At 43.8% G+C, this 21,828-nt stretch carries 21 protein-coding genes; 17 read left to right on the forward strand and 4 right to left on the reverse strand.

Translation table 11 applies throughout. The features are described 5' to 3' along the window. The first annotated feature begins 32 nt into the window (after window positions 1-32). Window positions 33-899: a TraB/GumN family protein gene (locus E2K93_RS10305; RefSeq protein ID WP_135439013.1), complete on the forward strand. Its 867-nt coding sequence runs from the start codon at window positions 33-35 to the stop codon at window positions 897-899. 84 nt (window positions 900-983) lie between these two features. Here the strand turns inward: E2K93_RS10305 and E2K93_RS10310 are convergent, their stop codons facing one another. Then, on the reverse strand, window positions 984-1,640 hold the full coding sequence (locus E2K93_RS10310) for a cytochrome b/b6 domain-containing protein (RefSeq protein WP_135439014.1): 657 nt from the start codon (window positions 1,638-1,640) through the stop codon (window positions 984-986). 20 nt (window positions 1,641-1,660) lie between these two features. Then, the gene (locus E2K93_RS10315) at window positions 1,661-2,092 is read right to left on the reverse strand and encodes a cytochrome c (protein ID WP_135439015.1); all 432 of its coding nucleotides are present in this window, start codon (window positions 2,090-2,092) and stop codon (window positions 1,661-1,663) included. A gap of 136 nt (window positions 2,093-2,228) precedes the next feature. On the opposite strand from E2K93_RS10315, the gene rnr reads away from it, so the two are divergent. The 8 genes from rnr to E2K93_RS10355 all read left to right on the forward strand — a co-directional run bounded on the left by rnr (window position 2,229) and on the right by E2K93_RS10355 (window position 8,740). Beyond that, window positions 2,229-4,637 (forward strand): ribonuclease R, encoded by a 2,409-nt coding sequence (gene rnr / locus E2K93_RS10320; protein ID WP_135439016.1) that lies wholly within the window; start codon window positions 2,229-2,231, stop codon window positions 4,635-4,637. A gap of 39 nt (window positions 4,638-4,676) precedes the next feature. Beyond that, window positions 4,677-5,435: a 23S rRNA (guanosine(2251)-2'-O)-methyltransferase RlmB gene (gene rlmB, locus E2K93_RS10325; RefSeq protein ID WP_135439017.1), complete on the forward strand. Its 759-nt coding sequence runs from the start codon at window positions 4,677-4,679 to the stop codon at window positions 5,433-5,435. Window positions 5,436-5,653: 218 nt separating this feature from the next. Then, window positions 5,654-6,064 (forward strand): 30S ribosomal protein S6, encoded by a 411-nt coding sequence (rpsF, locus tag E2K93_RS10330; RefSeq protein ID WP_135439018.1) that lies wholly within the window; start codon window positions 5,654-5,656, stop codon window positions 6,062-6,064. 6 nt (window positions 6,065-6,070) lie between these two features. Continuing rightward, entirely contained in the window at window positions 6,071-6,379 is a 309-nt protein-coding gene (gene priB, locus E2K93_RS10335) for a primosomal replication protein N (RefSeq protein ID WP_135439019.1), read from the forward strand. Between the two features lie 9 nt (window positions 6,380-6,388). Then, complete coding sequence (rpsR, locus tag E2K93_RS10340; RefSeq protein ID WP_135439020.1) at window positions 6,389-6,616, forward strand: 30S ribosomal protein S18; 228 nt, start codon at window positions 6,389-6,391, stop codon at window positions 6,614-6,616. An 18-nt stretch (window positions 6,617-6,634) separates the two neighbouring features. Then, a complete protein-coding gene (gene rplI / locus E2K93_RS10345) occupies window positions 6,635-7,087 on the forward strand; it encodes a 50S ribosomal protein L9 (RefSeq protein WP_135439021.1) in 453 nt (150 codons plus the stop codon). A 201-nt stretch (window positions 7,088-7,288) separates the two neighbouring features. Then, window positions 7,289-7,999, forward strand: coding sequence for a complement resistance protein TraT (locus E2K93_RS10350; RefSeq protein WP_135439022.1), 711 nt, complete (start codon window positions 7,289-7,291; stop codon window positions 7,997-7,999). A 12-nt stretch (window positions 8,000-8,011) separates the two neighbouring features. Continuing rightward, window positions 8,012-8,740, forward strand: coding sequence for a complement resistance protein TraT (locus E2K93_RS10355; RefSeq protein ID WP_135439023.1), 729 nt, complete (start codon window positions 8,012-8,014; stop codon window positions 8,738-8,740). A gap of 51 nt (window positions 8,741-8,791) precedes the next feature. Here E2K93_RS10355 and E2K93_RS10360 read toward each other — a convergent pair whose 3' ends face one another. Continuing rightward, complete coding sequence (locus E2K93_RS10360) at window positions 8,792-9,754, reverse strand: 1-aminocyclopropane-1-carboxylate deaminase/D-cysteine desulfhydrase (protein ID WP_135439024.1); 963 nt, start codon at window positions 9,752-9,754, stop codon at window positions 8,792-8,794. A gap of 477 nt (window positions 9,755-10,231) precedes the next feature. Here E2K93_RS10360 and E2K93_RS10365 point away from each other — a divergent pair, with 477 nt between their 5' ends. Genes E2K93_RS10365 through tldD form a run of 8 tightly spaced genes read left to right on the forward strand, consistent with a single transcriptional unit; the run spans window position 10,232 to window position 21,102 of the window. Further along, window positions 10,232-11,272 carry a rod shape-determining protein gene (locus E2K93_RS10365; protein WP_135439025.1) on the forward strand — a complete coding sequence of 347 codons (1,041 nt, stop codon included), beginning with the start codon at window positions 10,232-10,234 and terminating at the stop codon, window positions 11,270-11,272. Window positions 11,273-11,328: 56 nt separating this feature from the next. Next, window positions 11,329-12,222 (forward strand): rod shape-determining protein MreC, encoded by an 894-nt coding sequence (gene mreC / locus E2K93_RS10370; RefSeq protein WP_135439026.1) that lies wholly within the window; start codon window positions 11,329-11,331, stop codon window positions 12,220-12,222. After that, window positions 12,203-12,685 carry a rod shape-determining protein MreD gene (gene mreD, locus E2K93_RS10375; protein WP_135439027.1) on the forward strand — a complete coding sequence of 161 codons (483 nt, stop codon included), beginning with the start codon at window positions 12,203-12,205 and terminating at the stop codon, window positions 12,683-12,685. Before mreC ends, mreD begins: the two co-directional genes overlap by 20 nt. Then, window positions 12,685-13,266, forward strand: a complete 582-nt coding sequence (locus E2K93_RS10380; protein WP_135439028.1) for a Maf family protein — start codon at window positions 12,685-12,687, stop codon at window positions 13,264-13,266. Before mreD ends, E2K93_RS10380 begins: the two co-directional genes overlap by 1 nt. After that, complete coding sequence (gene rng, locus E2K93_RS10385) at window positions 13,266-14,735, forward strand: ribonuclease G (RefSeq protein ID WP_135439029.1); 1,470 nt, start codon at window positions 13,266-13,268, stop codon at window positions 14,733-14,735. The genes E2K93_RS10380 and rng overlap by 1 nt, the downstream gene beginning before the upstream one ends. Continuing rightward, window positions 14,735-18,811 (forward strand): YhdP family protein, encoded by a 4,077-nt coding sequence (locus E2K93_RS10390; RefSeq protein WP_135439030.1) that lies wholly within the window; start codon window positions 14,735-14,737, stop codon window positions 18,809-18,811. The genes rng and E2K93_RS10390 overlap by 1 nt, the downstream gene beginning before the upstream one ends. A 1-nt stretch (window position 18,812) precedes the next feature. Next, window positions 18,813-19,646, forward strand: coding sequence for a carbon-nitrogen hydrolase family protein (locus E2K93_RS10395; RefSeq protein WP_135439031.1), 834 nt, complete (start codon window positions 18,813-18,815; stop codon window positions 19,644-19,646). A gap of 16 nt (window positions 19,647-19,662) precedes the next feature. Then, on the forward strand, window positions 19,663-21,102 hold the full coding sequence (tldD, locus tag E2K93_RS10400) for a metalloprotease TldD (protein WP_135440465.1): 1,440 nt from the start codon (window positions 19,663-19,665) through the stop codon (window positions 21,100-21,102). Between the two features lie 81 nt (window positions 21,103-21,183). On the opposite strand, the gene yjgA is transcribed toward tldD, so the two are convergent. Further along, on the reverse strand, window positions 21,184-21,711 hold the full coding sequence (gene yjgA / locus E2K93_RS10405) for a ribosome biogenesis factor YjgA (protein ID WP_135439032.1): 528 nt from the start codon (window positions 21,709-21,711) through the stop codon (window positions 21,184-21,186). Window positions 21,712-21,828 lie beyond the last annotated feature (117 nt).

Raw genomic sequence — 21,828 nt, forward strand, 5'->3', positions numbered from 1 at the left:
AGTTTGTGAAAACCCAATAAAAAGGAAAAAATATGAATCGACTATGGAAGTTCACCGCAGCGGCGACACTATGTTTGTTTACCACAATCGCCAGTGCGAAATCACCAGTTTGGCAAGTCAGTAAAGACGGTCAGACGGTTTATCTTGGTGGTACCGTGCATGTACTGGCGCAAAGTGATTACCCATTACCTGAAGCGTTTGAGCACGCGTATAGTAAATCACAGATACTGGTTCTTGAAATGGACATGAGTGCCACGCAAACGCCGGCATTTCAGCAACAAATGATGAAGAAGATGACCTATCAGGATGGTCGAACCTATGAAGATGTTTTAAAACCTGAAACCGTGAAACGCCTTAATACCTATATGACCGAGCGTCAGTTGCCCATTGCTCAGTTAAAACCGTTAAAGCCATCGATGTTGTCGATTACCTTGACCATGATTGAACTGCAACGTCTTGGTATTGGCGGTACCGGTGTTGATATGTTCTACACCATGCGCGGCAATAATGATGATAAATCCTTTAAGTTTTTAGAGCTGCCAGAAGAGCAAATAGAGTTTTTGGCCAATATGGGTCAAGGTTATGAAGATGAATACATCAATTACACCTTAGATGATATGGGTCGCCTAGCGGATATGATGGCAGAAATGAAAGCTGCATGGCGCGACGGTGACAGCCAAGCTCTGTTTGATTTAGCGGCGAAAGATTGGAAAGACAAATTTCCAAAATCATACAATTCATTGATTGTGACTCGCAACAATAATTGGATTGATGATATCGAAAGCTATTTCAAAACCGATGAAGTGGAATTCGTTCTAGTCGGTGCCCTGCATTTAGTCGGTAGTGACGGTGTATTAAAAACCTTAAAAGATAAAGGTTATACCGTAAAGCAATTATAAATTAATCGCTTGTCATTATTAAAAAGGCTCAACGGTTAGCGATAACGTTGAGCCTTTTGTTTTCAATATATTTTACTGACGCAATTAATAGCTGGCGTAAGACATACCTAAATAATAGAGCATGGCGGCAACGAACAACCATATAATGGTCGGCAATAACGCCGATTTAAAATTGTGCTCAGTGACCGCATGTTTAACCGGCACATTCTTTTTACCGGTAATAATTGCTTTGATGACATTATCACCACGTATTAAATGCAAAATACCGGCTAGGGCATGAATGGCTACCAAAATCAGTAAAATATCGAAATTACTAGCATGCAGACTGTCCATGAATTCAACCGTACTTTCGCTGACAAATGCGTAAAGCGGGCCTTCTGCCAACACATCATCGGTGGCAAACAGGCCGGTTATGATTTGCAGAAATAAGGTGCCTAACAATGCCAACACCATGTAACCGCCAACCGGGTTATGACCTTGATGCGGCTGGACTATCAGGTTACTCCGCCAAGCTTTTAACACTCGCCAAGGGGATTTGATAAAGTGGCCAAATCTTGATGTGTCGCTGCCACAAAACCCCCAAATAATGCGAGTAATCCATAGGCCGGCCAAGGCGAATCCGCACTGAAAGTGCAATTCAAAGTCAGCATTATCACCGCTATACCAAAGCAAACCGAGAAGTATCAGCTGGCTGATATGATATAAGCGAGTAAAGTTATCCCAAACACGTATTGACTGCATAATGGTTACCGCGGGCGAACTTACTCGTCGCAATCCATTTTAAAGGCTTTATGACCTTTCTTTGCGGTTTTACCAATTTTACCGATTGCCGCTTTGCGTTCAGCATCATCTTTGGCAGCGATTAGTTCCATGGTCGCTTCTTCAAGTGCAGCCATGCCTTTTTGGTAATCGTTGAACTGTTTCTTTTGCTCTTCGCTTAGTTCTTTTTTATCTGAAATAGACAATGGCACTAAAGTATCGCTTTCACGAATGTTCGACAATAACGCTTTTGCGGCGTCGTCTAGTAATTCTTGTTCACCACGTTTAAATGAATTTTTAATCGCCTTCATGTTGTTCTTCATGTCAGACATGATGCGTGCAAGCTCTGTTTCGCCACACATAGGGTGAGCTGCAAATGCAGTCGACATGGTTGAAAGGCTGATCAGGGCGCCGAGTAATACTTTTTTAATCATTTTATACTTCCTTTAGTTAACTTTATTCGATTTTACTTTTATCGGCAGCGTTACCCGCCGACACCTAGCAAATTAAATTCAAGCCACATTTAAATTTAAGGTGGTATACTAACTAAAAAACCAGACAGATCAAATCGTGAAATCTAAAGATCCCAATTTTCAGCGCGAAGCTGCCAAATATGACAAACCAATTGCCAGTCGAGAATATATTCTAAATCTTCTCGAACAAAAGGGTTTTCCAATGAGCCTGGCGCAAATCATCAAAGCCTTGGGGTATCGCGAGGAAGAGCAAAAAATTGCCATTAAACGTCGTTTAAGAGCGATGGAAAATTCTGGTCAATTGGTTTTTACCAAATTTAAGCAATACGCCATTGCCACAGAAAAACAAATTATTACCGGTCAAGTTATCGGTCATCGAGACGGCTTTGGTTTCTTAAAACCAGATACTGGCGATAAAGATTTGTTTATCCCATTCTATGAAATGCGTAACTTGATCCATGGTGATGTAGTTGAAGCGCGCGTTACGGCAAGTGACGATGCCAAAGGTCGCCAAGAAATTAAAGTGCTTGATGTGCTGGTGCCTCGTAAAGAAAAAATCATTGGCCGCATATTTGTCGAGAATTCGGTGATCACGGTTGTGCCTGAAGACGCGCGTATATGCCATGAGATCATCATCCCTAGCGACAAACGCCTTGGCGCCCGTCATGGCAACATGGTTATCATTGAATTGGTTCAGCGCCCGTCAAAGCGCAGTACCGCCTTGGGTAAAGTGGTGGAAGTGCTCGGTGAGCATATGGCACCGGGCATGGAAGTGCAGGTGGCAATACACAGTCACGACATTCCGCATAGCTGGCCGCAGGCTTTGCTTGAAGAAATCGACAATCTTGATAGTGAAGTCGATGAAGCCGCTAAGCAGGGGCGCGTCGATCTGCGTGATTTACCCTTAGTAACCATAGATGGTGAAGACGCGCGCGATTTCGATGACGCCGTTTATTGTCAGAGTAAGCCTTCCGGTGGTTGGCGTTTGTGGGTCGCTATCGCCGATGTCAGTTATTACGTTCGACCTGGTACCGCATTAGATGAAGAGGCGATTAAGCGCGGTAATTCAGTATACTTCCCAAATCAAGTTGTCCCTATGCTACCGGAAGTACTCTCTAATGGTTTGTGTTCATTAAACCCTGACGTTGACCGCCTATGTATGGTGTGTGAGATGACGGTTAGTGCCAATGGTAAATTAACCGGCTCTAAGTTTTATCCGGCATTAATGCGCTCGCATGCACGTTTTACCTACACCAAAGTCGCTGCCATATTAGACGGTGATAAAGAACTGCGCCAACAATATGCCGAGCAAGTTAGCGATCTTGAGCAATTGCACGCTATGTATCATGCCCTAGTGCATGCACGTCGCAATCGCGGTGCAATAGAATTTGAAACCGAAGAAGTACGCTTTATTTATAATGCTAATCGTAAAATTGACTCAGTGGAACCTGTGGTGCGCAACGATGCACACAAAATCATTGAAGAATGTATGATTCTGGCAAACGTATCTACCGCTAAATTTATCGAGAAGCATCAAAAGCCGGGCTTATTTCGTGTTCATGACAAGCCAAATTCAGAAAAATACAACAACCTTGTCAGCTATTTAGCTGAACTTGGTATTGAATTAGCCAAGAAAGAAGAGCCTGAGCCACAGGATTTTGGTGAAATAGCTGGGCGTATTGCCGAGCGACCAGATAAAGAGTTGATTCAAACAATGATGCTGCGCTCGATGAAACAAGCAGTATATCAGGCTGAGAATATCGGTCACTTTGGATTGGCCCTGCCGCAATACGCGCACTTTACCTCGCCAATTCGTCGTTATCCGGACTTGGTGGTACACAGGGTCATTAAAGCCGTACTTGAACAGCAGCAAACTGACAGCGTCAACGCCGGCTATCACACCTATGATGAGCAACAAGTCACCGAATTAGGCGAGCACTGCTCAATGACCGAACGTCGTGCAGATGAAGCAACACGTGAAGTGGCTGACTGGCTTAAGTGTGAGTTTATGCGAGACCATGTCGGTGATACCTTCACCGGGGTTATTGCCACGGTCACTAACTTTGGTTTCTTCACCCGCTTGCAAGACTTTCATATCGAAGGCTTGGTACACATCAGCTCTTTGGGCAAAGACTTTTATTCACATGATGAAGTACGGATGTGCTTGGTTGGTGAAAAAACCAAACAAACCTACCATGTTGGCGATATCGTCAGTGTGCAAGTGGCAGCGGTAAATCTTGAAGAGAAGAAAATTGATCTTATTTTGGCCGGCGATAATGCGGTATTAGAGCGTGCCGGTAAAAACCTTCGCAAGAAGACAAAGAATGCCAACAAGAAGGCCGCTAAAAAGGCTGAACAAGGCCCTGATGTATGGTCGCGAGGTTCGGCTAAAACAAACCAAGATGATAAACCAGCGAAAAAGAGCAAAAGCAAGTCTAAAGCGAGCCGTCGCAACAAGGCAAAACCAAGGCCTGGAAAGAATGCGCGCAAACGCACAAAATCTTAGAATTCACCAAGTAACACAGTAAAAGAGAACAATCGACACATGGCTAAGCAAGATGAATTAGTATTTGGTATCCACGCCGTTAATTCCCTAATCAAACGGGCCCCTGAGCGCTTTATTGAAATTTGGTGTCTCAAAGGCCGGGAAGATGAGCGCATGATGCCGATCATTAATTTGGCTCGTAAATACGGTGTTGCCGTACAATTTACCCATCGTAAGGCGATGGATGACAAAAGCGGCGGTGAGCAACATCAAGGCGTTATTGCCAGAGTTAAGCCTGGTAAGGTTTATAGCGAACAAGACCTTGATACGATATTGAATGATGCAACAGCGCGTGGTCAGGTACCTTTCTTTTTGGTGTTGGATGGGGTAACTGATCCGCACAATCTTGGTGCCTGTTTACGTAACGCCGACGCCGCTGGCGTGCAAGCTATCATCGTGCCAAAAGATAACGCGGCACGCATCACCTCAACTGTGCGTAAGGTGGCGGTAGGTGCGACTGAAACCGTACCATTAGTGCAAGTGACTAATTTATCCAGAGCATTAAAACAATTGCAACAGCTTGGTGTTTGGGTGGTCGGCACCGCTGGAGAAGCTGAACATAGCGTATATGAGTGTAAGTTGCTCGGGCCAATGGCATTGGTTATGGGCGCAGAAGGCAAGGGCATGCGTCGTCTGACGCGAGAAACCTGTGATGAGTTGGTAAAGTTGCCAATGGCAGGTTCAGTCTCCAGTTTGAATGTATCGGTTGCCTCAGGCATCTGTTTATTTGAAATTGTTCGACAACGTCTTCACAGCTAACCCGTTTAGATAACCCTTTCATATTCAAATAATTACAACTATTTTGCTGAGTTGCTTATAAATCTAAGCGGCCCGGTAATTTGGTTGCAAACAATTACTTGCCTTTACTGTTCATTTTCCCTACAATACGCCAGCTTAATTCAGCCACTTTATTCGTTCCTTGCCTTTATGCTGGTGTGGCTGAGCCAGAAAGAGGCTACAACCGTAAGGAGCTCGTAATGCGTCATTACGAAATCGTATTTATGGTTCACCCTGATCAGAGTGAACAAGTTAACGGTATGATCCAACGTTATACCGATATGATCGAAGCTGCTGAAGGCAAGATCACCCGTCTAGAAGACTGGGGTCGTCGTCAACTAGCTTACCCAATCAACAAGCTGCACAAAGCACACTACGTTCTTATGAACGTTGAAGCGCCACAGTCAGTAGTTGATGAATTAGAAACTTCTTTCCGTTACAACGATGTAGTTATCCGTAACATGATCATGCGTACTAAAGGTGCGGTAACTGAAGCGTCTCCAATGGCTGCTGCCAAAGAAGAACGTCAAGACCGTCGCGAGAAAAAAGAAGTTGCTAAAGAAGCGCCAGCTGCTGAAGCAAAAGCTGAAGAAGCTGCAAGCGAAGAATAGTAATTAGTGACTGAAAATTGTCTTGTTTTGACAGGCGAGGTTATTAGAGCCCCGCAATTGTCGATAACACCAGCTGGCATAGCCCACTGCAAGTTTTCAATTGACCATAAGTCAATGCAAACCGAAGCAGGCTTGAATCGCCAGTCATTCGTCAGAATGCAGGTGGTGGCAACAGGTAGTTGGTCACAAAATTTATCTCGTGAATTAGTATTGGGTACACAAGTAAAAGTGACAGGTTTTATTAACCGTCATGAATCCAGAAACGGAAATCCGATTTTGGTACTGCATGCCCAAAACGTAGAAATGATTAATTAGGAGAAATCCATGTCTCGTTTATTTAGACGTCGCAAGTTCTGTCGCTTTAGCGCAGACGGTGTAGCAGAAATCGATTACAAAGATATCGCTACATTAAAAAACTACATCACTGAAAGTGGTAAAATCGTTCCTAGCCGTATCACTGGTACGTCAGCTAAGTATCAACGTCAACTTGGTCGTGCGATCAAGCGTGCTCGTTACTTATCTTTGCTACCATATACAGATCTACACAAGTAACCTAAAGGGGCTATTAACATGCAAGTAATTCTTCTTGATAAAATTGCCAAGTTAGGCGGCCTGGGTGATCAGGTAGAAGTGAAATCTGGTTACGCTCGTAACTTCCTACTTCCACAAGGTAAAGCGGTAATCGCTTCTAAAGCGAACGTTGAGCACTTTGAAGCTCGTCGTGCTGAACTTGAAGCTAAACTAGCTGACGAATTAGCAGCTGCTGAAGCTCGCGCTGTTAAGCTTACTGAACTTGCTGAAGTAACTATTGCTTCTAAAGCAGGTGACGAAGGTAAACTATTCGGTTCAATCGGCACTAACGACATCGCTGAAGCTTTAACTGAAGCTGGTGTTGAAGTTGCTAAAGCTGAAGTTCGTCTTCCTCTAGGTACTATCCGTGAAACTGGTGAATATGAAATCACTATCCACCTACACGCGGACGTAGACACAACTGTTAAAGTTGTTGTTATCGCGGAAGCTTAATCGAAATAATTTTTCGATTTAAAAAAAGCCCGACTAATATTAATTAGTCGGGCTTTTTTGTCTTTGCATTCAGTGAAACATGCTAAGTTTCAAATTCAGTTACAAAAAAATTGAGCAATTTTCGACTTTCTGAGGTCTTATGGAGTATGATGATATCAACTATAAGCTTATACAGGATGTAGATGTATGCCTTTTAAAGGTATGAAACTTATAATATTTTTTATTTTGTCCTGGGGTATGGTTGGCTGCGGGGCTTTGCATACTGCGGTCGATAAAAAGGATTTACAGGTCGAGACTCAAATGTCTGCGACGATAATGCTTGAACCTGTCCCAGCAGAAAAACGCACCGTTTATCTGCAATTAAGAAATACCTCTGATAAACAACAAATAGATTATGCTACACCGGTAGCCAATGCGATTGCCGCCAAAGGTTACACCATTGTTGATGATCCTGATCAGGCACATTATTGGATTCAAGCTAATGTCTTGCAAGTAGGTCGCTCCGATTTACGTAGCGTCAATGGTCGCGACAAAGGTTATGGCGCTGCGATTCAAGGCGCACAGATAGGCTCAATGTTTGGCGATGGTGATGGCCAGGTTGCGGCGACCGTCGTCGGCGGTTTAATTGGTGTGCTTACTGATGCTTTGGTTAGCGATATCGTCTATGTCATGATCACTGATTTACAGATTTCAGAGAAAGCCAAAGATGGTGTCAGGGTAACCGAAACCAATGAGGCGACCTTAAAACAAGGTGAATCAGGCAACGTCCAACAAGACAGTGTTGAGATAGTAGGCCGCAAAAAGTATCAGACACGCATAACATCAACAGCTAATCAGGTTAATTTGACCTTTGAAGAAGCTGAACAACAATTATTACAGGGATTGATACAGTCAATGTCTGGCATTTTGTAACGAGGAACGATAATGAAACAGTACAAGCAGTATTTTGCCACACTATTACTTGCCATCTTCACGCTGTCGCTAGCCGGTTGCGGTGCCTTGCACACATCGGTTAAAAAGCGCAATTTGGATGTGCAAACGAAAATGTCTTCAACCGTCTGGTTAGACCCGGTATCAGCGGATAAACGCACGGTGTTTTTGCAACTGCGCAATACATCCGACAAGCCTGGCTTGACCTATGAAAATGAAGTGAGAAATGCCATTGCAGCCAAAGGATACCAAGTTATTGATGATCCAGAAGCCGCACACTATTGGTTGCAAGTTAACGTATTACAAGTGGGTCGTACCGATTTACGCTCAGGTGATTCGTTCGGTACATTCGGTTCTGCTGTCGCTGGTGCCGCCGCCGGCGCACAATTTGGTGATGGTACAGGGCAAATAGCCGCAGGCGTTGCCGGTGCAGGCCTAGGGGTTATTTTTGATGCCATGGTCGATGACAATTTATTTACCATGATCACCGATATTCAGATTTCTGAAAAAGCCAAAGACGGTGTACGCGTAAATCAATCCGAGAAAGCCGTACTAAAACAAGGTGAATCGGGTTCGAAAACACAAACGTCGTCGGAAGTTGTCGATCGTAAAAAGTATCAAACTCGCATTGTCTCACTGGCCAATAAAGCCAACCTTAAATTTGAAGAGGCAGAGCCGGCATTGCGCCAAGGTTTGATTACGTCGCTATCTGGTATGCTTTAAAAAAACCAGTTAAGCCGTTTATATTGGGCCGGTATTTACTGGCCTGATATATTATTTAGTTGACTGTGCAGAATCAGGCGCCGAATCAGGCGCCGAAATTGGCATAATAAAGTCGCTAGGATTTATACGCTGGCGCTGCGCCAACCCACCTAAGCCCTGCAATCCTCCGGTATGTAACAACACAACGCGACTGCCTGGTGCGAAATAACCTGACTTGGCCATAGCCATTAAAGCCAGCATCATCTTACCCGAATAGACCGGTTCAAATGGAATATTAGTGCGCTGTATAAGATCGGCTATTTGTGCGACATGCTCTGCTTTGAACTTCCCATAGCCGCCGCAATGATGGTCATTAATAATACGCCAGTTAGGATAAGCTTGAGCCGATTGTGGCAGTAAATTAGCGACTTCTTGCTCGAGATAGCCGTCTTGTTTTAAAACCGATATGCCCAGTAATTGATGGCGACTTTTATCAGCCTGTATCAAGCCCGCTAAGGTGCCGCCACTGCCGACGGGGGTAACGAGGTAGTCATACTTTGTTTGCAGCTCAAGCTCATCAATGATCTCGGCAACACCGGCTAAGGCTAAATGGTTTGAACCGCCTTCCGGGATGATCATACTGCGCTCATGTTGACTGGCTAGTTGCTGCAAAAATGCTTGTTGATGGCGTAATCGATAGGTCTGCCTATCGACAAATTGTAAATTCATTCCCCAGTGCCTAGCCCAGCTTAAGGTAAAGTTATTTTGGTATTCCGGCTCACCACGAATAATGCCGAGGCAATCTAACTGCTGTAATTTGCAGGCATACGCTAGGGCGTGAATGTGATTTGAATAGGCACCACCGAAACTAATAACCTTTTTGATACCTTGGTTTTTCGCCTCATGCAGGTTGTACTTTAGTTTACGCCATTTATTGCCGGAGATAATCGGGTGCAATAAGTCGTCACGCTTGATCATTACGTCGATGCCTGCGCGTTTAAATTCATCAATTAAAATTGGCTGTAACGGACTCATCTGTAACGCTTTTATCTTCCTTATTTACAATGAAATAATGGTTACTTGCATTGTACTGTTTTGAGTTACCGAATTTTATCATATCAGCTTGGCAAAAATGAATCATTGTAAAGCTTGAAGTTGTATATTGGCACCACTGATTGAAGTCATCATTATGCGATATTCGCCGTATTTTTCCTACGATTGTTAATAATTGACGAATGGCTAAATATTGAAAATTAACGCTTAGTTTTGCATAGGTGAATTTTTTTGCTGTTTTTTCATGTTTACCCCTGTCTTTTAGGGCTGAGTCGGTTATGATAAGCGTATTATTTAAGAAAAATTTACCTAGGATGTGTTGCCTTGTAATGCTTAAACTTTGGTTGGTTTAAACATCGCAAAAAACAACACGCTCTAATGATAATAAAGCTTGGCTACGATGTTGGTTTTCGAAACCATCATTATACCCAGCAAACAAGCTAAAGGAATTACCTCCACATGTTGAAAGTTTTACGTGGAATGTTCTCAAATGACCTGTCTATTGATTTGGGGACAGCCAATACTTTAATTTATGTTAAAGATCAGGGGATTGTTCTTGACGAGCCGTCAGTAGTTGCGATTCGTCAAGACAAAGCTGGTGGCAATAAAAGTGTTGCCGCTGTTGGTACTGCAGCAAAACAAATGTTGGGTCGTACGCCGGGTAATATTGAGGCTATTCGTCCAATGAAAGATGGTGTTATCGCCAACTTTTTTGTTACTGAAAAGATGTTGCAGCACTTCATCAAACAAGTTCATTCAAATAACTTCTTGCGTCCAAGCCCGAGAGTTTTGGTTTGTGTTCCTTGTGGTTCTACACAGGTTGAACGACGTGCGATTAAAGAATCAGCACTTGGTGCTGGTGCACGTGATGTTTACCTAATTGATGAGCCTATGGCGGCGGCAATCGGTGCTGACTTACCTGTATCTGCAGCAGAAGGTTCTATGGTTGTTGATATTGGTGGTGGTACGACTGAAGTTGGTATCATCTCACTTAATGGCCTAGTTTACTCATCTTCAGTGCGAATTGGTGGCGACAAATTTGATGACGCCATTATTAACTACGTACGTCGTAACTTTGGTAGTTTGATTGGTGAAGCAACCGCAGAGCGCATCAAACAAGAAATCGGCAGTGCCTACCCAGGCGAAGAGATGATGGAAATCGAAGTTCGTGGTCGTAACCTTGCTGAAGGTGTGCCAAGAAGTTTCACGCTGAACAGCAATGAAATTCTTGAAGCCTTGCAAGAACCTCTTACCGGTATTGTCAGTGCGGTTATGGTGGCACTTGAACAATGTCCACCAGAACTAGCGTCAGATATTTCTGAACGCGGTATGGTGTTGACCGGTGGTGCTTTGTTGAAAGACTTAGATCGATTACTTGCCGAAGAAACGGGCATTCCGGTTATTGTTGCTGACGATCCACTAACGTGTGTTGCACGAGGTGGCGGTAAGGCACTGGAAATGATTGATATGCACGGTGGTGATCTGTTTGCTTACGAGTAAACCGTACCGGATTAAATTGTAATACACAGGCAGCTTAAGCTGCCTTTGCGATATTTATGACGCCAATATTTATTGAAGGCTACTCCAGTCACAGACGTATGTTTACAGCATTGATTTTATCTATGCTGTTGATTTTATTGGATCATAAACTTGCTAGCTTTGACGTTGTTCGCGGCGTTTTCCAATCTATGGTCAGCCCATTACAGTACATCGCCAGTACCCCAAGGCAAGTAATGGATTACGCTTCCGAAAACCTGGTTACTCGCCAGCAATTAAAAATGGACAACCAACGTCTGCAAATGAACGAGCTACTATTGCGTGAGCGTTTGTTGGAGTTGGATATTCTTAAGCAAGAGAATGATCGCCTAAGAAGTTTATTGTCATCTCCTGTTCGCGATAAAATCGACAAAATGGTCGCCGAAATTCAATCGGTAGACAGTGATCCCTATTCACATCAAGTCGTCATCGACAGAGGCCAAAACGACGGTCTTTATGAAGGTCAGCCGGTTGTTAATGATACCGGCGTGGTTGGCCAAATCCGCCATGTAGGTCTGAATAACTCCCGAGTACTGCTGATTACCGATATCAGTCATGCCATACCTTTGCGTGTGCATCGCAATGGACTTAGAGTGATTGCCCGTGGCACCGGTAGTATCAAACAAATGGATGTCACCCATGTGCCAAATTCCAGTGATATTCGCGTTGGCGATACGCTAGTCACTTCTGGCTTGGGCGGTAAATTCCCAGAAGGCTATCCTGTCGCTACGGTCAATTACGTGTCTGAAGATCCCAATAAAGAATTTGCCAAAATCCGTGTCAGCCCCTTGGTTGAGATGGACAAATTAAGATATCTATTGTTATTAACGCCACAACAAAGTCAGGCGATACAAATGGTAGACACGGAACAAGCAATGGAACCAGGAGCGGTTAATGAAGGCCAAGAACAATAATATTGTTATTGTCATAACCTTGGTGGTCTCATTAATATTGACCATCATCCCTATGCCGTTAGGCGCAGATTCATTTCGTCCAAACTGGACGTTAATGGTTTTGGTTTATTGGTCATTAGCGTTACCAAACCGAGTGAACGTGCTATATGGCTGGTTTGTTGGTTTTATCATTGACGTATTATTGGGATCGGTACTTGGTGTGAACGCCTTTGCCAGTGCGTTAGTGGTCTATGTTAGTGCCAATAATTATCAAAAGATTCGCAACTTTTCGCTGTGGCAACAGTCGTTAATTATAGGCTTGTTTGTTGCGTTGTATCACTTGATTGTGTTTTGGATTCAACGATTTTTATTTGATGTTGATTTCGCCATCAGTTATTTAAAACCGGTATTGACCTCATCTGCCTTGTGGTTTGTGGTGTTTTTACTGCTACGCAAAGTACGACGCCATTTTCGAGTGCACTAATGAGCTTATATCTCGCTTCAAAGTCACCGAGACGTAAAGAGCTGTTAGCACAGTTGCAGCCATCCTTTAGCCTAGTAGAGGCAGAGATTGATGAAGCGGTTATACCTGATGAAAGCGCTGAACAATATGTTTGTCGCATGGCGCGAGAAAAAGCGGCTCGAGGTTGGGGTAATATTAAAGATGCAGATAGACATTGTTGGTCACTGGGTTCAGATACTATAGTTGTATTTGAACAGCATATTTTAGGCAAACCCAAAGATTTCGCCGATTGTCAAAAGACACTGAGCATGCTGTCTGCAAATACACATCAGGTGATGACCGCCGTTTGCCTTTTTAACGGTGAGCAAGAACTTATCGATTGTGTTATCACCAAAGTACAATTTAGAAAAATATCAGAACAAGAAATAACAGCCTATTGGCAAAGCAACGAACCTCAAGATAAAGCGGGTAGTTATGGGATCCAAGGGATTGGTGGGAAATTTGTCAAACGAATTGAGGGGAGCTATTCCGCAGTCGTTGGCCTACCTCTATGCGAAACTCAAGAATTGCTAAATGAAGCACAACGGGCAACAGGTGGATAATGAGCGGTGAATTACTGATTAATGTGACACCAAGCGAAACGCGAGTGGCATTAATTGAAAATGGAACATTACAAGAAGTTCATATTGAGCGTAATGCTAAGCGTGGTATTGTCGGTAATATCTATTTAGGCAAAGTCATTCGAGTATTGCCTGGCATGCAAGCCGCGTTTGTTGATATCGGTCTAGATAAAGCGGCATTTTTGCATGCCTCGGATATTCGTACGCGATTGATCACCAATGGCGAATCAAACAGCAATGATAATGAAGTGGCTGATATTCGCACCTTAGTGCATGAAGGTCAGTATCTAATGGTGCAAGTGGTTAAAGATCCTTTGGGCACCAAAGGGGCGCGCCTGACCACCGACTTAACCATAGCATCGCGCTATTTGGTTATGATGCCTAATTCCTCTCATGCCGGTGTATCCCAGCGAATTGAAGACGAAGAAGAACGCAATCGATTACGTAATATCGTGTTGCCTTTTTGCGATGACGATGGTGGCTTTATTGTGCGCACCGCCGCCGAAGGTGCCGGTGAAGACGAAATGGTCCATGATGCTGAATTTTTGCGTCGTGTGTGGAGCAAAGTTCGTGAACGTAAGCAGCGTAAGCAAACCGACTTAGCTTTGTATCAGGATTTGCATTTGGCCTGTCGCATCATTCGCGACTTTGTTGGCAGCGGACTTGAGCGTATTCGAGTTGACTCAAAATTAACCTTTGAACAAATCAGCGAATTTACCGAAGAGTTTGTGCCAGAGCTTAAAGATATTGTCGCCTATTACCCAGGTGAAAAACCAATATTCGATTTGTTTTCCGTCGAAACCGAAATTCAGCGTGCCTTGCAACGTAAAGTTGAATTGAAATCCGGTGGCTATTTGATCATTGATCAAACTGAAGCAATGACCACCATAGATATTAATACCGGTGCCTTTGTTGGACATCGCAATCTCGAAGAGACCATCTTTAATACCAATATTGAAGCCACTCAAGCAATTGCTCGACAACTGCGACTGAGAAATTTAGGTGGTATTATTATTATCGATTTTATCGATATGATTGATAATGAACACAAGAAAAGGGTATTACACAGCCTAGAATTGGCAATGGCTAAAGATAATGTTAAATACAGTATCAGTAACTTTTCTCAATTAGGTCTGGTTGAAATGACCCGTAAACGCACCCGTGAATCCTTAGAGCATGTATTGTGCGACGAGTGTCCGACCTGTGATGGTCGAGGCCAGTTAAAAACAGTCGAAACCGTGTGTTTTGAAATATTACGTGAAATCGTGCGAGTTAATCGCGCCTATGATGCCGACAAGTTTATTGTTTACGCCGCACCGAAAGTTTCCGAAGCGCTTAATGAAGATGAATTGCATCACTTAGCTGAATTAGAGATGTTTATCGGTAAGCAGATTAGAGTACAAACCGAGTCCTTGTATAACCAGGAGCAGTTTGACGTGGTGATGATGTAGTGGACGCTTTTTGGGCATATTTAAATACCTGGTTAAACAGGTTATACAAAACTCTGGCAGTACTGTTGGTATTGCTTGCGGTTTTGATCACCTCTGCCCGAATATTATTACCCCATGCACCCGCCTTTAAAGAAGAGCTTGAAGATGTTATCAACTCCCGTTACGACGGTGAGGTAAGCATTGGCGAACTTTCAGCGGGTTGGGAAAAGTTTGGCCCAACGCTGATCTTGCGTGACGTCGACTTACTTAACTCTGCGGCCTTGTCGGTTCGTGTCAATGAAATCGATGTGCGTCTTGATTTTTGGTACACCTTAACCCAACAAAAACTAAAAGTTCACAACTTTACCTTAGACGGTGCACAGATCAATCTCGATCAAACTCAAATTAGCGCTGATCGAGCCCAAGCTGAAACCGATATCGATGCCATTTTTGAGCTGCTATTTAAACAAGTCAGCCGTTTCTCGGTTATTAATTCGAAAATACACCATACCAACCGTCAGCGCACACAAACCCTATTACTGAGCAAATTGGCTTGGCATAACGATGGCAAAAAACACCACGGCATAGGTAAGCTGGAAATCGAAGGGATCTCCGCAAAAAGCGCAAAACTGTTAATTAACCTTGAAGGTAATACTCGCGACAAGGTTAAAGGCAACATATATCTCTCCGGTACCGATATAGATGCCACTGACTGGCTTACCGAGCAGTTTGGTGAAAGAGCCGATAGATTCAGTAGTCGCATCAATCTAGAGACATGGCTGCATATTGAAAAGGGCAAGCTCACCCAGGCACACTTAACCTTGGGCGAAAATGAAGTCTCTTGGTTTAGTTTTGACGAGCAACACACGTTAAGCTTGCCAAAAGGTCATATTAGCTTATATCGAGAAATGGATAATCCAGGCCATGCATACACATTATTTAGCTCTGAATTGCCGTTGTTTTTTGACCAACAAGCGTGGCAACCGCTAAGTTTTAACGGCTATGTTGATGGCACAGAGTTATTATTGCATGTGTCTGATATTGATTTGCAAAACCTGTGGCAAGTTTTTTCTGTGGTAGAGCAAGAAAGTGAGCAAGCCAAGGCCTTTGCCGGTTTGAATTTGCGCGGCGAGTTGACCGATATTTCACTGCATAGCAAAGGCACAAAATTTCGCTTAACAACCGATATTAATGAATTTGGTGTTGATCACGCTAACGGCATTCCTGGAATCGCTAACCTAGATGGTCAATTACTACTGACCAACTCGCAAGTACAACTCAATGTCACTGCCCGTGATAGTGCACTAGACTTTGCTGACGGTTTCTCAAGACCAATACCATTTAATGAATTGCACGCCAAAGCCAATGTAAGCTGGCAGCAAGACGCATGGCGTCTGCAGGTAGAAGACATCAAGGTCAGTTCAGATGAGTTAACCGTTGAGGCTGATGTGCAATATCAGCAACAAGCAGATAATCCGGGTTGGTTAAGTTTATATGCATACGTTACCGAAGGTGATGCATCTAAAGCACAATATTATCTGCCGTTACCTATTATGGACCCAGGACTCGTTGAGTATCTAACCGAAGCGATTGGCTATGGTGAAATAACGCAAGCTGGTGTGCTGGTTAATGGACCGGTTAATACCTTTCCCTATTTAGACCGCTCTGGCGCGTTTATCGTTGATGCGGATTTGCACAAAGCCAAGTATACATTTGAGTCATCTTGGCCTGCCATCACGGATGCAGAGCTCAACTTAAATTTTACCAATGATGCTATGTTTATTACGGCTTACGACGGCACGTTAGCAGGGATAGAAACGAAGGGCGTTGAGGTTGGTATTGCGACCCTGAGTGGCGATTCAATATTGACCGTAAGAACGCCAGTCGAAGGCAAAGCCAAAGATGTGGCTCATGTTATGAATAACAGCCCATTAGCAGAAAGCGTTGGTAGTACATTGCAGCATATTGGCCCGGAAGGGTTTATTAGCGGCACGTTTAGCCTGGATTTGCCTTTGTCTGACACCGACAACGCCGTTGCCAAAGGTGTGATAAATTTCGCTGATAACAAGATCAACTTAGCCGCACCGGAAATGGACTTTGATCGCGTCAATGGTCAACTTACCTTTGTGAATGATTACATTACCACCAAAGATATAAATGTTTACTGGCGTGGTATGCCAATGAAGTTGAATGTTAAAGGCCAGACTAAGGATGACTTTTATCGTGTTGATATTGACTTAGATGCCGCTTGGCAGCCAGAGCACTACAATGCGCAAATCCCCAAACCACTGCAAACCTATGTACAAGGGCAAGCCGATTGGCAAGGCAAACTAACGTTATTTATTCCAAGTGAGGGAGATATCTCCTATCGATTGGACTTGGACTCGAACCTCGAAAAAGCGCAGTTAAATTTACCAAAGCCGTATTTGAAAAAAGCTAAAAGTAAGCGCTCACTTTCTGTAAAGGTAAGGGGTGATGCTAATAAGTCGTCTATAGAGGCAAGTTTAGGTGACAACTTGAGCTTCTCCGGCGAGCTTGATCATCAAAAGGTTTCCTTTAAACGCGCGCAACTGGTGCTGGGCACACAAAAGATGGTGTTGCCAATGGATGGTTTCCACATCACCACCAGCTTAAAACGTATTGAATACGATCCTTGGCATAAGTTTATTTTTGCCATTATTGATTCATTACCTGATGACAAAGAGATCGCTTCCAATGAGGAAAGCTATGCTTTTCTTGAAGCGCCAGAAAGGATTCGTGGTAACGTTGACACTGTTGATCTGTATGGTGTGCCTATTCATCATGTCGATTTCAATTTATTGTTTCAGCAGGACTGGTGGCTATTGCAGCTTAACAGTGATGAGATCCGTGGGCGCATAAAATTCTTCCACGAATTTGAACAGCGTGGGCTAGAAGTTGATGCTGATTTTATTCACTTTCAGGACCCTGAGTTATTAGCGCAACAGACCGAGCCACCAGAGCAAGTTGAAGTATTTCCGCCTGCTCCCGAAAAAAATGATGCGGAGCAAGCAAATATAAGCCCAGCAGATTTTCCTAATTTAAAGCTTACCTGTGACAGCTGTAAATATCAGTTATTCGATTTTGGCAAGGTAACGCTTGAACTGGAAAAGAGCGATGGCAGCATGGTGTTATTGCGTGACTTTACCGCAACGCGCAAAAAAACAGAGCTTAAGTTAAGTGGTTCATGGCGAAAAGACAGCATTGTTGATATCACTGAATTATCGGGCACCTTAAATACGGCGGACGTCGAAAAAGAACTGGCTATATTTGATATCCAATCTGGTATCAAAGACAGTGGCTTTAAGAGCAGCTATGAATTGAAATGGAAAGGTGGACCGCATCAGTTTAATGTCGAGTCATTGAGTGGTAAGGCTAAGGCTAGACTTGATGATGGATACCTTGCTGAGGTCAGTGACCAAGGCGCTCGTTTGTTTAGTGTGTTGAGTTTGCAATCCTTGATTCGTAAATTGACCCTGGATTTTCGCGATGTGTTTGCCAAAGGCATGTTTTACAGTGATTTCAAAGGTGATTTTACCGTCGTAAACGGTGTTGTTTACACCGATAACCTGAAAATGAATGGCGCTGCAGGTAACCTAACCATCCAAGGTAATACCAGCCTGGTGAATCATCAGCTTGATTATAGAATGTCATTTGCACCGAAAGTTACCTCCAGTTTGCCGGTTATCGCAGCTTGGCTCTTTAATCCGCTTGCCGGTGCCGCGGCGTTAGTGGTTAATGAAGCTATTGAGAAGGCCGAAGTTATCTCGGTGATCACCTTTGAGTTAACTGGCACCGTTGCCGAGCCAAATTTCAAAGAAGTTGATCGCAAAAGTCGTAACGTCAATGTGGGTAAGTCAAAGCCTGACTTGAGTGACTTACAGCAGCAACAAGACCAACATGGTGGCGTGCAAACCGCTTCACATACTAACGCTGTTCGAGAGCCTGAGCGAAAAGATAAGGCCATTGAAAACAAACGTGTGGCTGACAAGGTGTCGGATGCTAAAGTGCCAGAGACAGAGGTGTTAGACGAGAAAGTCGCCGCTGACGTTAATAGCGACGCTGCGACGGATATTTGATATGGCGAAATTGACGGCGATACAAATGCAGTCGGTGCCTGATATTGATGCAAATCTAGCATTTATCGACCAGCAGTTATCGACTCTATCCATTGCCGCAGAACACCTTGTTGTGTTACCTGAATGTTGTTTGTTTTTTGGTGGACGCGATAAACAGCAGTTGGATATTGCTGAGCCGATAGGCACAGGTAAAATGCAGCAAGGTTTGCAACAGCTTTCGCGCAAATATGCCATATATTTATTGGCAGGCAGCATACCAACACAAAGCGTCAGCGAAAAATTTCAAGCGACAAGTATGTTGTTTGCACCAGACGGTAGCTTGCTGGCCAACTACCAAAAACTGCACCTATTTGATGTTGATGTCGAAGATAGTGAAAAAAGCTATCGTGAGTCTGCATATACTGACGCTGGTCTCAAGGTGGTACAACAGCCATTGCAAGATATTCAATTGGGTCTGAGTATTTGTTATGACTTGCGCTTTCCTGCACTATTTCAGCAATTAGCGGCGTTAGGTGCCAATGTTATTGCTGTACCTGCAGCCTTTACCCAAGTTACCGGCAAAGCCCATTGGCAACCCCTGCTGCAAGCAAGAGCGATAGAGAATCAATGTTATATCGTTGCCGCAGGCCAATCTGGCGAGCATAAAAATGGTCGACAAACCTATGGCCATTCGATGATAATCGACCCTTGGGGTGAGGTAGTTTGTTGTTTAACCGACGAGCTGACCAGTATAACCGCGCCGCTGGATTTAGACCTGCTTAAGCGGGTCAGAGAAAGTATTCCAGTTGCAAAACATAATCGCTTTAATTGCTCATTGAACAGCAATGAGCCCTGACTTGATGGATCCGTTAATGAACCATGTTGAACAAGAATTACTGCACGCCAGTGATTTAGGCCGTGAAGAATTACAACGCAGCCTAGACCATATGTTTTCGCGCAAAATTGATTTTGCTGATTTGTATTTTCAAGCATCCAGTAATGAACATTGGATGCTTGAAGATGGCATCGTAAAGGAAGGCTCACACAATATCGAGCGAGGTGTTGGTGTGCGTGCAATTGCGGGTGAAAAAACGGGTTTCGCTTATTCTGATGACATCAACCTTGATGCATTAATGAAAGCTTCTACAGCGGCGAGAAGTATTGTTAGTGAAGAAAAGTCTGGTACGGTGAAAGTGTTTAGTCCAACAGATGCAACGCCGTTATATCAACATAGCGATCCATTGCAAAGTTTGGCACAAGAAAAGAAAATCAATCTACTGCATGAAGTTGAAGCGCACGCAAGAGCTCAAGATAGCCGTGTTAAACAGGTCATTGTTAGTATGTCTGGTGTCTATGAGCGAGTATTAGTTGCAGCGAGCGACGGTACCTTTGCCAACGATATCCGCCCATTAGTACGCCTGAATTGTTCGGTGTTGGTGGAAGACAATGGCCGCCGTGAACGCGGTAACTCTGGTGGCGGTGCGCGTACTGATTACAGTTACTTTTTTGAATTAGATGGCAATAAGCCAAGATATAAAGGCTATGCCGAAGAAGCGGTTCGTCAAGCATTGGTTAACCTCAATGCCATTGATGCTCCAGCAGGTATGCTACCGGTTGTGTTAGGGGCAGGTTGGCCTGGCGTGTTATTACATGAAGCGGTTGGGCACGGCTTAGAGGGCGATTTTAACCGTAAAGGTTCTTCAGCATTCTCTGGCAAAATTGGCCAACGTGTTGCTTCAGAACATTGTACCATTGTCGATGACGGCACCATACAAGGGCGCCGAGGTTCTATATCTATTGATGATGAAGGCACACCAGGGCAATACAATACCTTAATCGAAAATGGTATTTTACGTGGTTACATGCAAGACAAACATAATGCCCATTTAATGGGTGTTAAACCAACAGGTAATGGGCGTCGTGAATCTTATGCACATTTGCCTATGCCGCGCATGACCAACACCTATATGCTTGCCGGTGAACACCAGCCACAAGATATTATTAAATCGGTGAAGAAAGGCATTTATGCACCCAACTTCGCTGGCGGACAAGTAGATATCACTTCAGGTAAGTTTGTCTTTACCACCGCTGAGGCGTATTTAATTGAAGATGGTGAAATCACTTCACCAGTAAAAGGCGCGACCTTAATCGGTAGCGGCCCGGAAGCGATGCAAAATGTCAGTATGGTTGGTAACGATCTGGCGTTAGATAGTGGTGTCGGCGTCTGCGGCAAAGACGGCCAGTCAGTGCCTGTTGGCGTTGGTCAGCCGACCTTGAAAGTCGATGAAATGACCATAGGCGGCACTCAGTAACCGCGTAATAGCGAATAAAAAAGGCCCGCTACCTTTTTGGGGAAGCGGGCCTTTTTTATATCTGTAGCAAAAGCAGAGCCGTTATTTTTTAAACGGCACGTGTTCTTTAAGGTACTTAAACAACTCTTTGTAGTTTTTACCCGGTTTTTGCTGCTTTACTTCTTTGCCTGCTAGGCGAATAAGCTGTCTTAGGCGTTGGCGATCAAAGCCTGCATTGTCGCTAATAAGCGCTTCAATACGGCTGTTGTCCGCGCCAATAATCTCATCACGCAATTCTTCATAATAGCGGTGCTGTACTTCGGCAATACCATGCTTGTTTTGCATGATATCGATTTGTAATTGCAGTGCTTCAACGTCAAGACTGTTTAGCTGCTTAGCAATAAATTGTACGTTGCGATTAAAGGCATCGTGTTTACCTTTGATTTTATCGGCAACAACCAAAGCCGCTTCAATTTCACCATTCAGTGCTAATTGACTGCGTTGCTTTGCACCCATATGGCAAATGTCTTCTGCAAGCTTTGCCAGATTTTTCATGTCCTGTTTAAGTTCGGTTTTGCTTACGTAAAGAATGTCGTTCTCTTCATCGTATTCGCCAATTTCTCTAGCCATATCCTGAAATTTTAACAAGTTAAGTTTTTCTTATTATAACTGTTTTTACTGCGCATTTGCGGCCTTGTTGGAAATTATCTGTATAAATTATCGAATTGGCGTTGGGAAAATTACTGG

The organism is Thalassotalea sp. HSM 43, from assembly GCF_004752005.1.
In the GTDB taxonomy this organism is placed as follows: Bacteria; Pseudomonadota; Gammaproteobacteria; order Enterobacterales; family Alteromonadaceae; genus Thalassotalea_A.

What these genes read in the sequence shown, in the direction of transcription:
- E2K93_RS10305 (WP_135439013.1), top strand. Translation starts at nt 33, where the DNA reads ATGAATCGACTATGGAAGTTCACCGCAGCGGCGACACTATGTTTGTTT.
- tldD (WP_135440465.1), top strand. Translation starts at nt 19,663, where the DNA reads ATGAACCATGTTGAACAAGAATTACTGCACGCCAGTGATTTAGGCCGT.
- E2K93_RS10395 (WP_135439031.1), top strand. Translation starts at nt 18,813, where the DNA reads ATGGCGAAATTGACGGCGATACAAATGCAGTCGGTGCCTGATATTGAT.
- E2K93_RS10360 (WP_135439024.1), bottom strand. Translation starts at nt 9,754, where the DNA reads ATGAGTCCGTTACAGCCAATTTTAATTGATGAATTTAAACGCGCAGGC.
- E2K93_RS10380 (WP_135439028.1), top strand. Translation starts at nt 12,685, where the DNA reads ATGAGCTTATATCTCGCTTCAAAGTCACCGAGACGTAAAGAGCTGTTA.
- E2K93_RS10355 (WP_135439023.1), top strand. Translation starts at nt 8,012, where the DNA reads ATGAAACAGTACAAGCAGTATTTTGCCACACTATTACTTGCCATCTTC.
- rlmB (WP_135439017.1), top strand. Translation starts at nt 4,677, where the DNA reads ATGGCTAAGCAAGATGAATTAGTATTTGGTATCCACGCCGTTAATTCC.
- E2K93_RS10350 (WP_135439022.1), top strand. Translation starts at nt 7,289, where the DNA reads ATGAAACTTATAATATTTTTTATTTTGTCCTGGGGTATGGTTGGCTGC.
- rpsF (WP_135439018.1), top strand. Translation starts at nt 5,654, where the DNA reads ATGCGTCATTACGAAATCGTATTTATGGTTCACCCTGATCAGAGTGAA.
- mreC (WP_135439026.1), top strand. Translation starts at nt 11,329, where the DNA reads ATGACGCCAATATTTATTGAAGGCTACTCCAGTCACAGACGTATGTTT.
- rplI (WP_135439021.1), top strand. Translation starts at nt 6,635, where the DNA reads ATGCAAGTAATTCTTCTTGATAAAATTGCCAAGTTAGGCGGCCTGGGT.
- E2K93_RS10315 (WP_135439015.1), bottom strand. Translation starts at nt 2,092, where the DNA reads ATGATTAAAAAAGTATTACTCGGCGCCCTGATCAGCCTTTCAACCATG.
- E2K93_RS10310 (WP_135439014.1), bottom strand. Translation starts at nt 1,640, where the DNA reads ATGCAGTCAATACGTGTTTGGGATAACTTTACTCGCTTATATCATATC.
- yjgA (WP_135439032.1), bottom strand. Translation starts at nt 21,711, where the DNA reads ATGGCTAGAGAAATTGGCGAATACGATGAAGAGAACGACATTCTTTAC.
- rpsR (WP_135439020.1), top strand. Translation starts at nt 6,389, where the DNA reads ATGTCTCGTTTATTTAGACGTCGCAAGTTCTGTCGCTTTAGCGCAGAC.
- mreD (WP_135439027.1), top strand. Translation starts at nt 12,203, where the DNA reads ATGAAGGCCAAGAACAATAATATTGTTATTGTCATAACCTTGGTGGTC.
- E2K93_RS10365 (WP_135439025.1), top strand. Translation starts at nt 10,232, where the DNA reads ATGTTGAAAGTTTTACGTGGAATGTTCTCAAATGACCTGTCTATTGAT.
- rng (WP_135439029.1), top strand. Translation starts at nt 13,266, where the DNA reads ATGAGCGGTGAATTACTGATTAATGTGACACCAAGCGAAACGCGAGTG.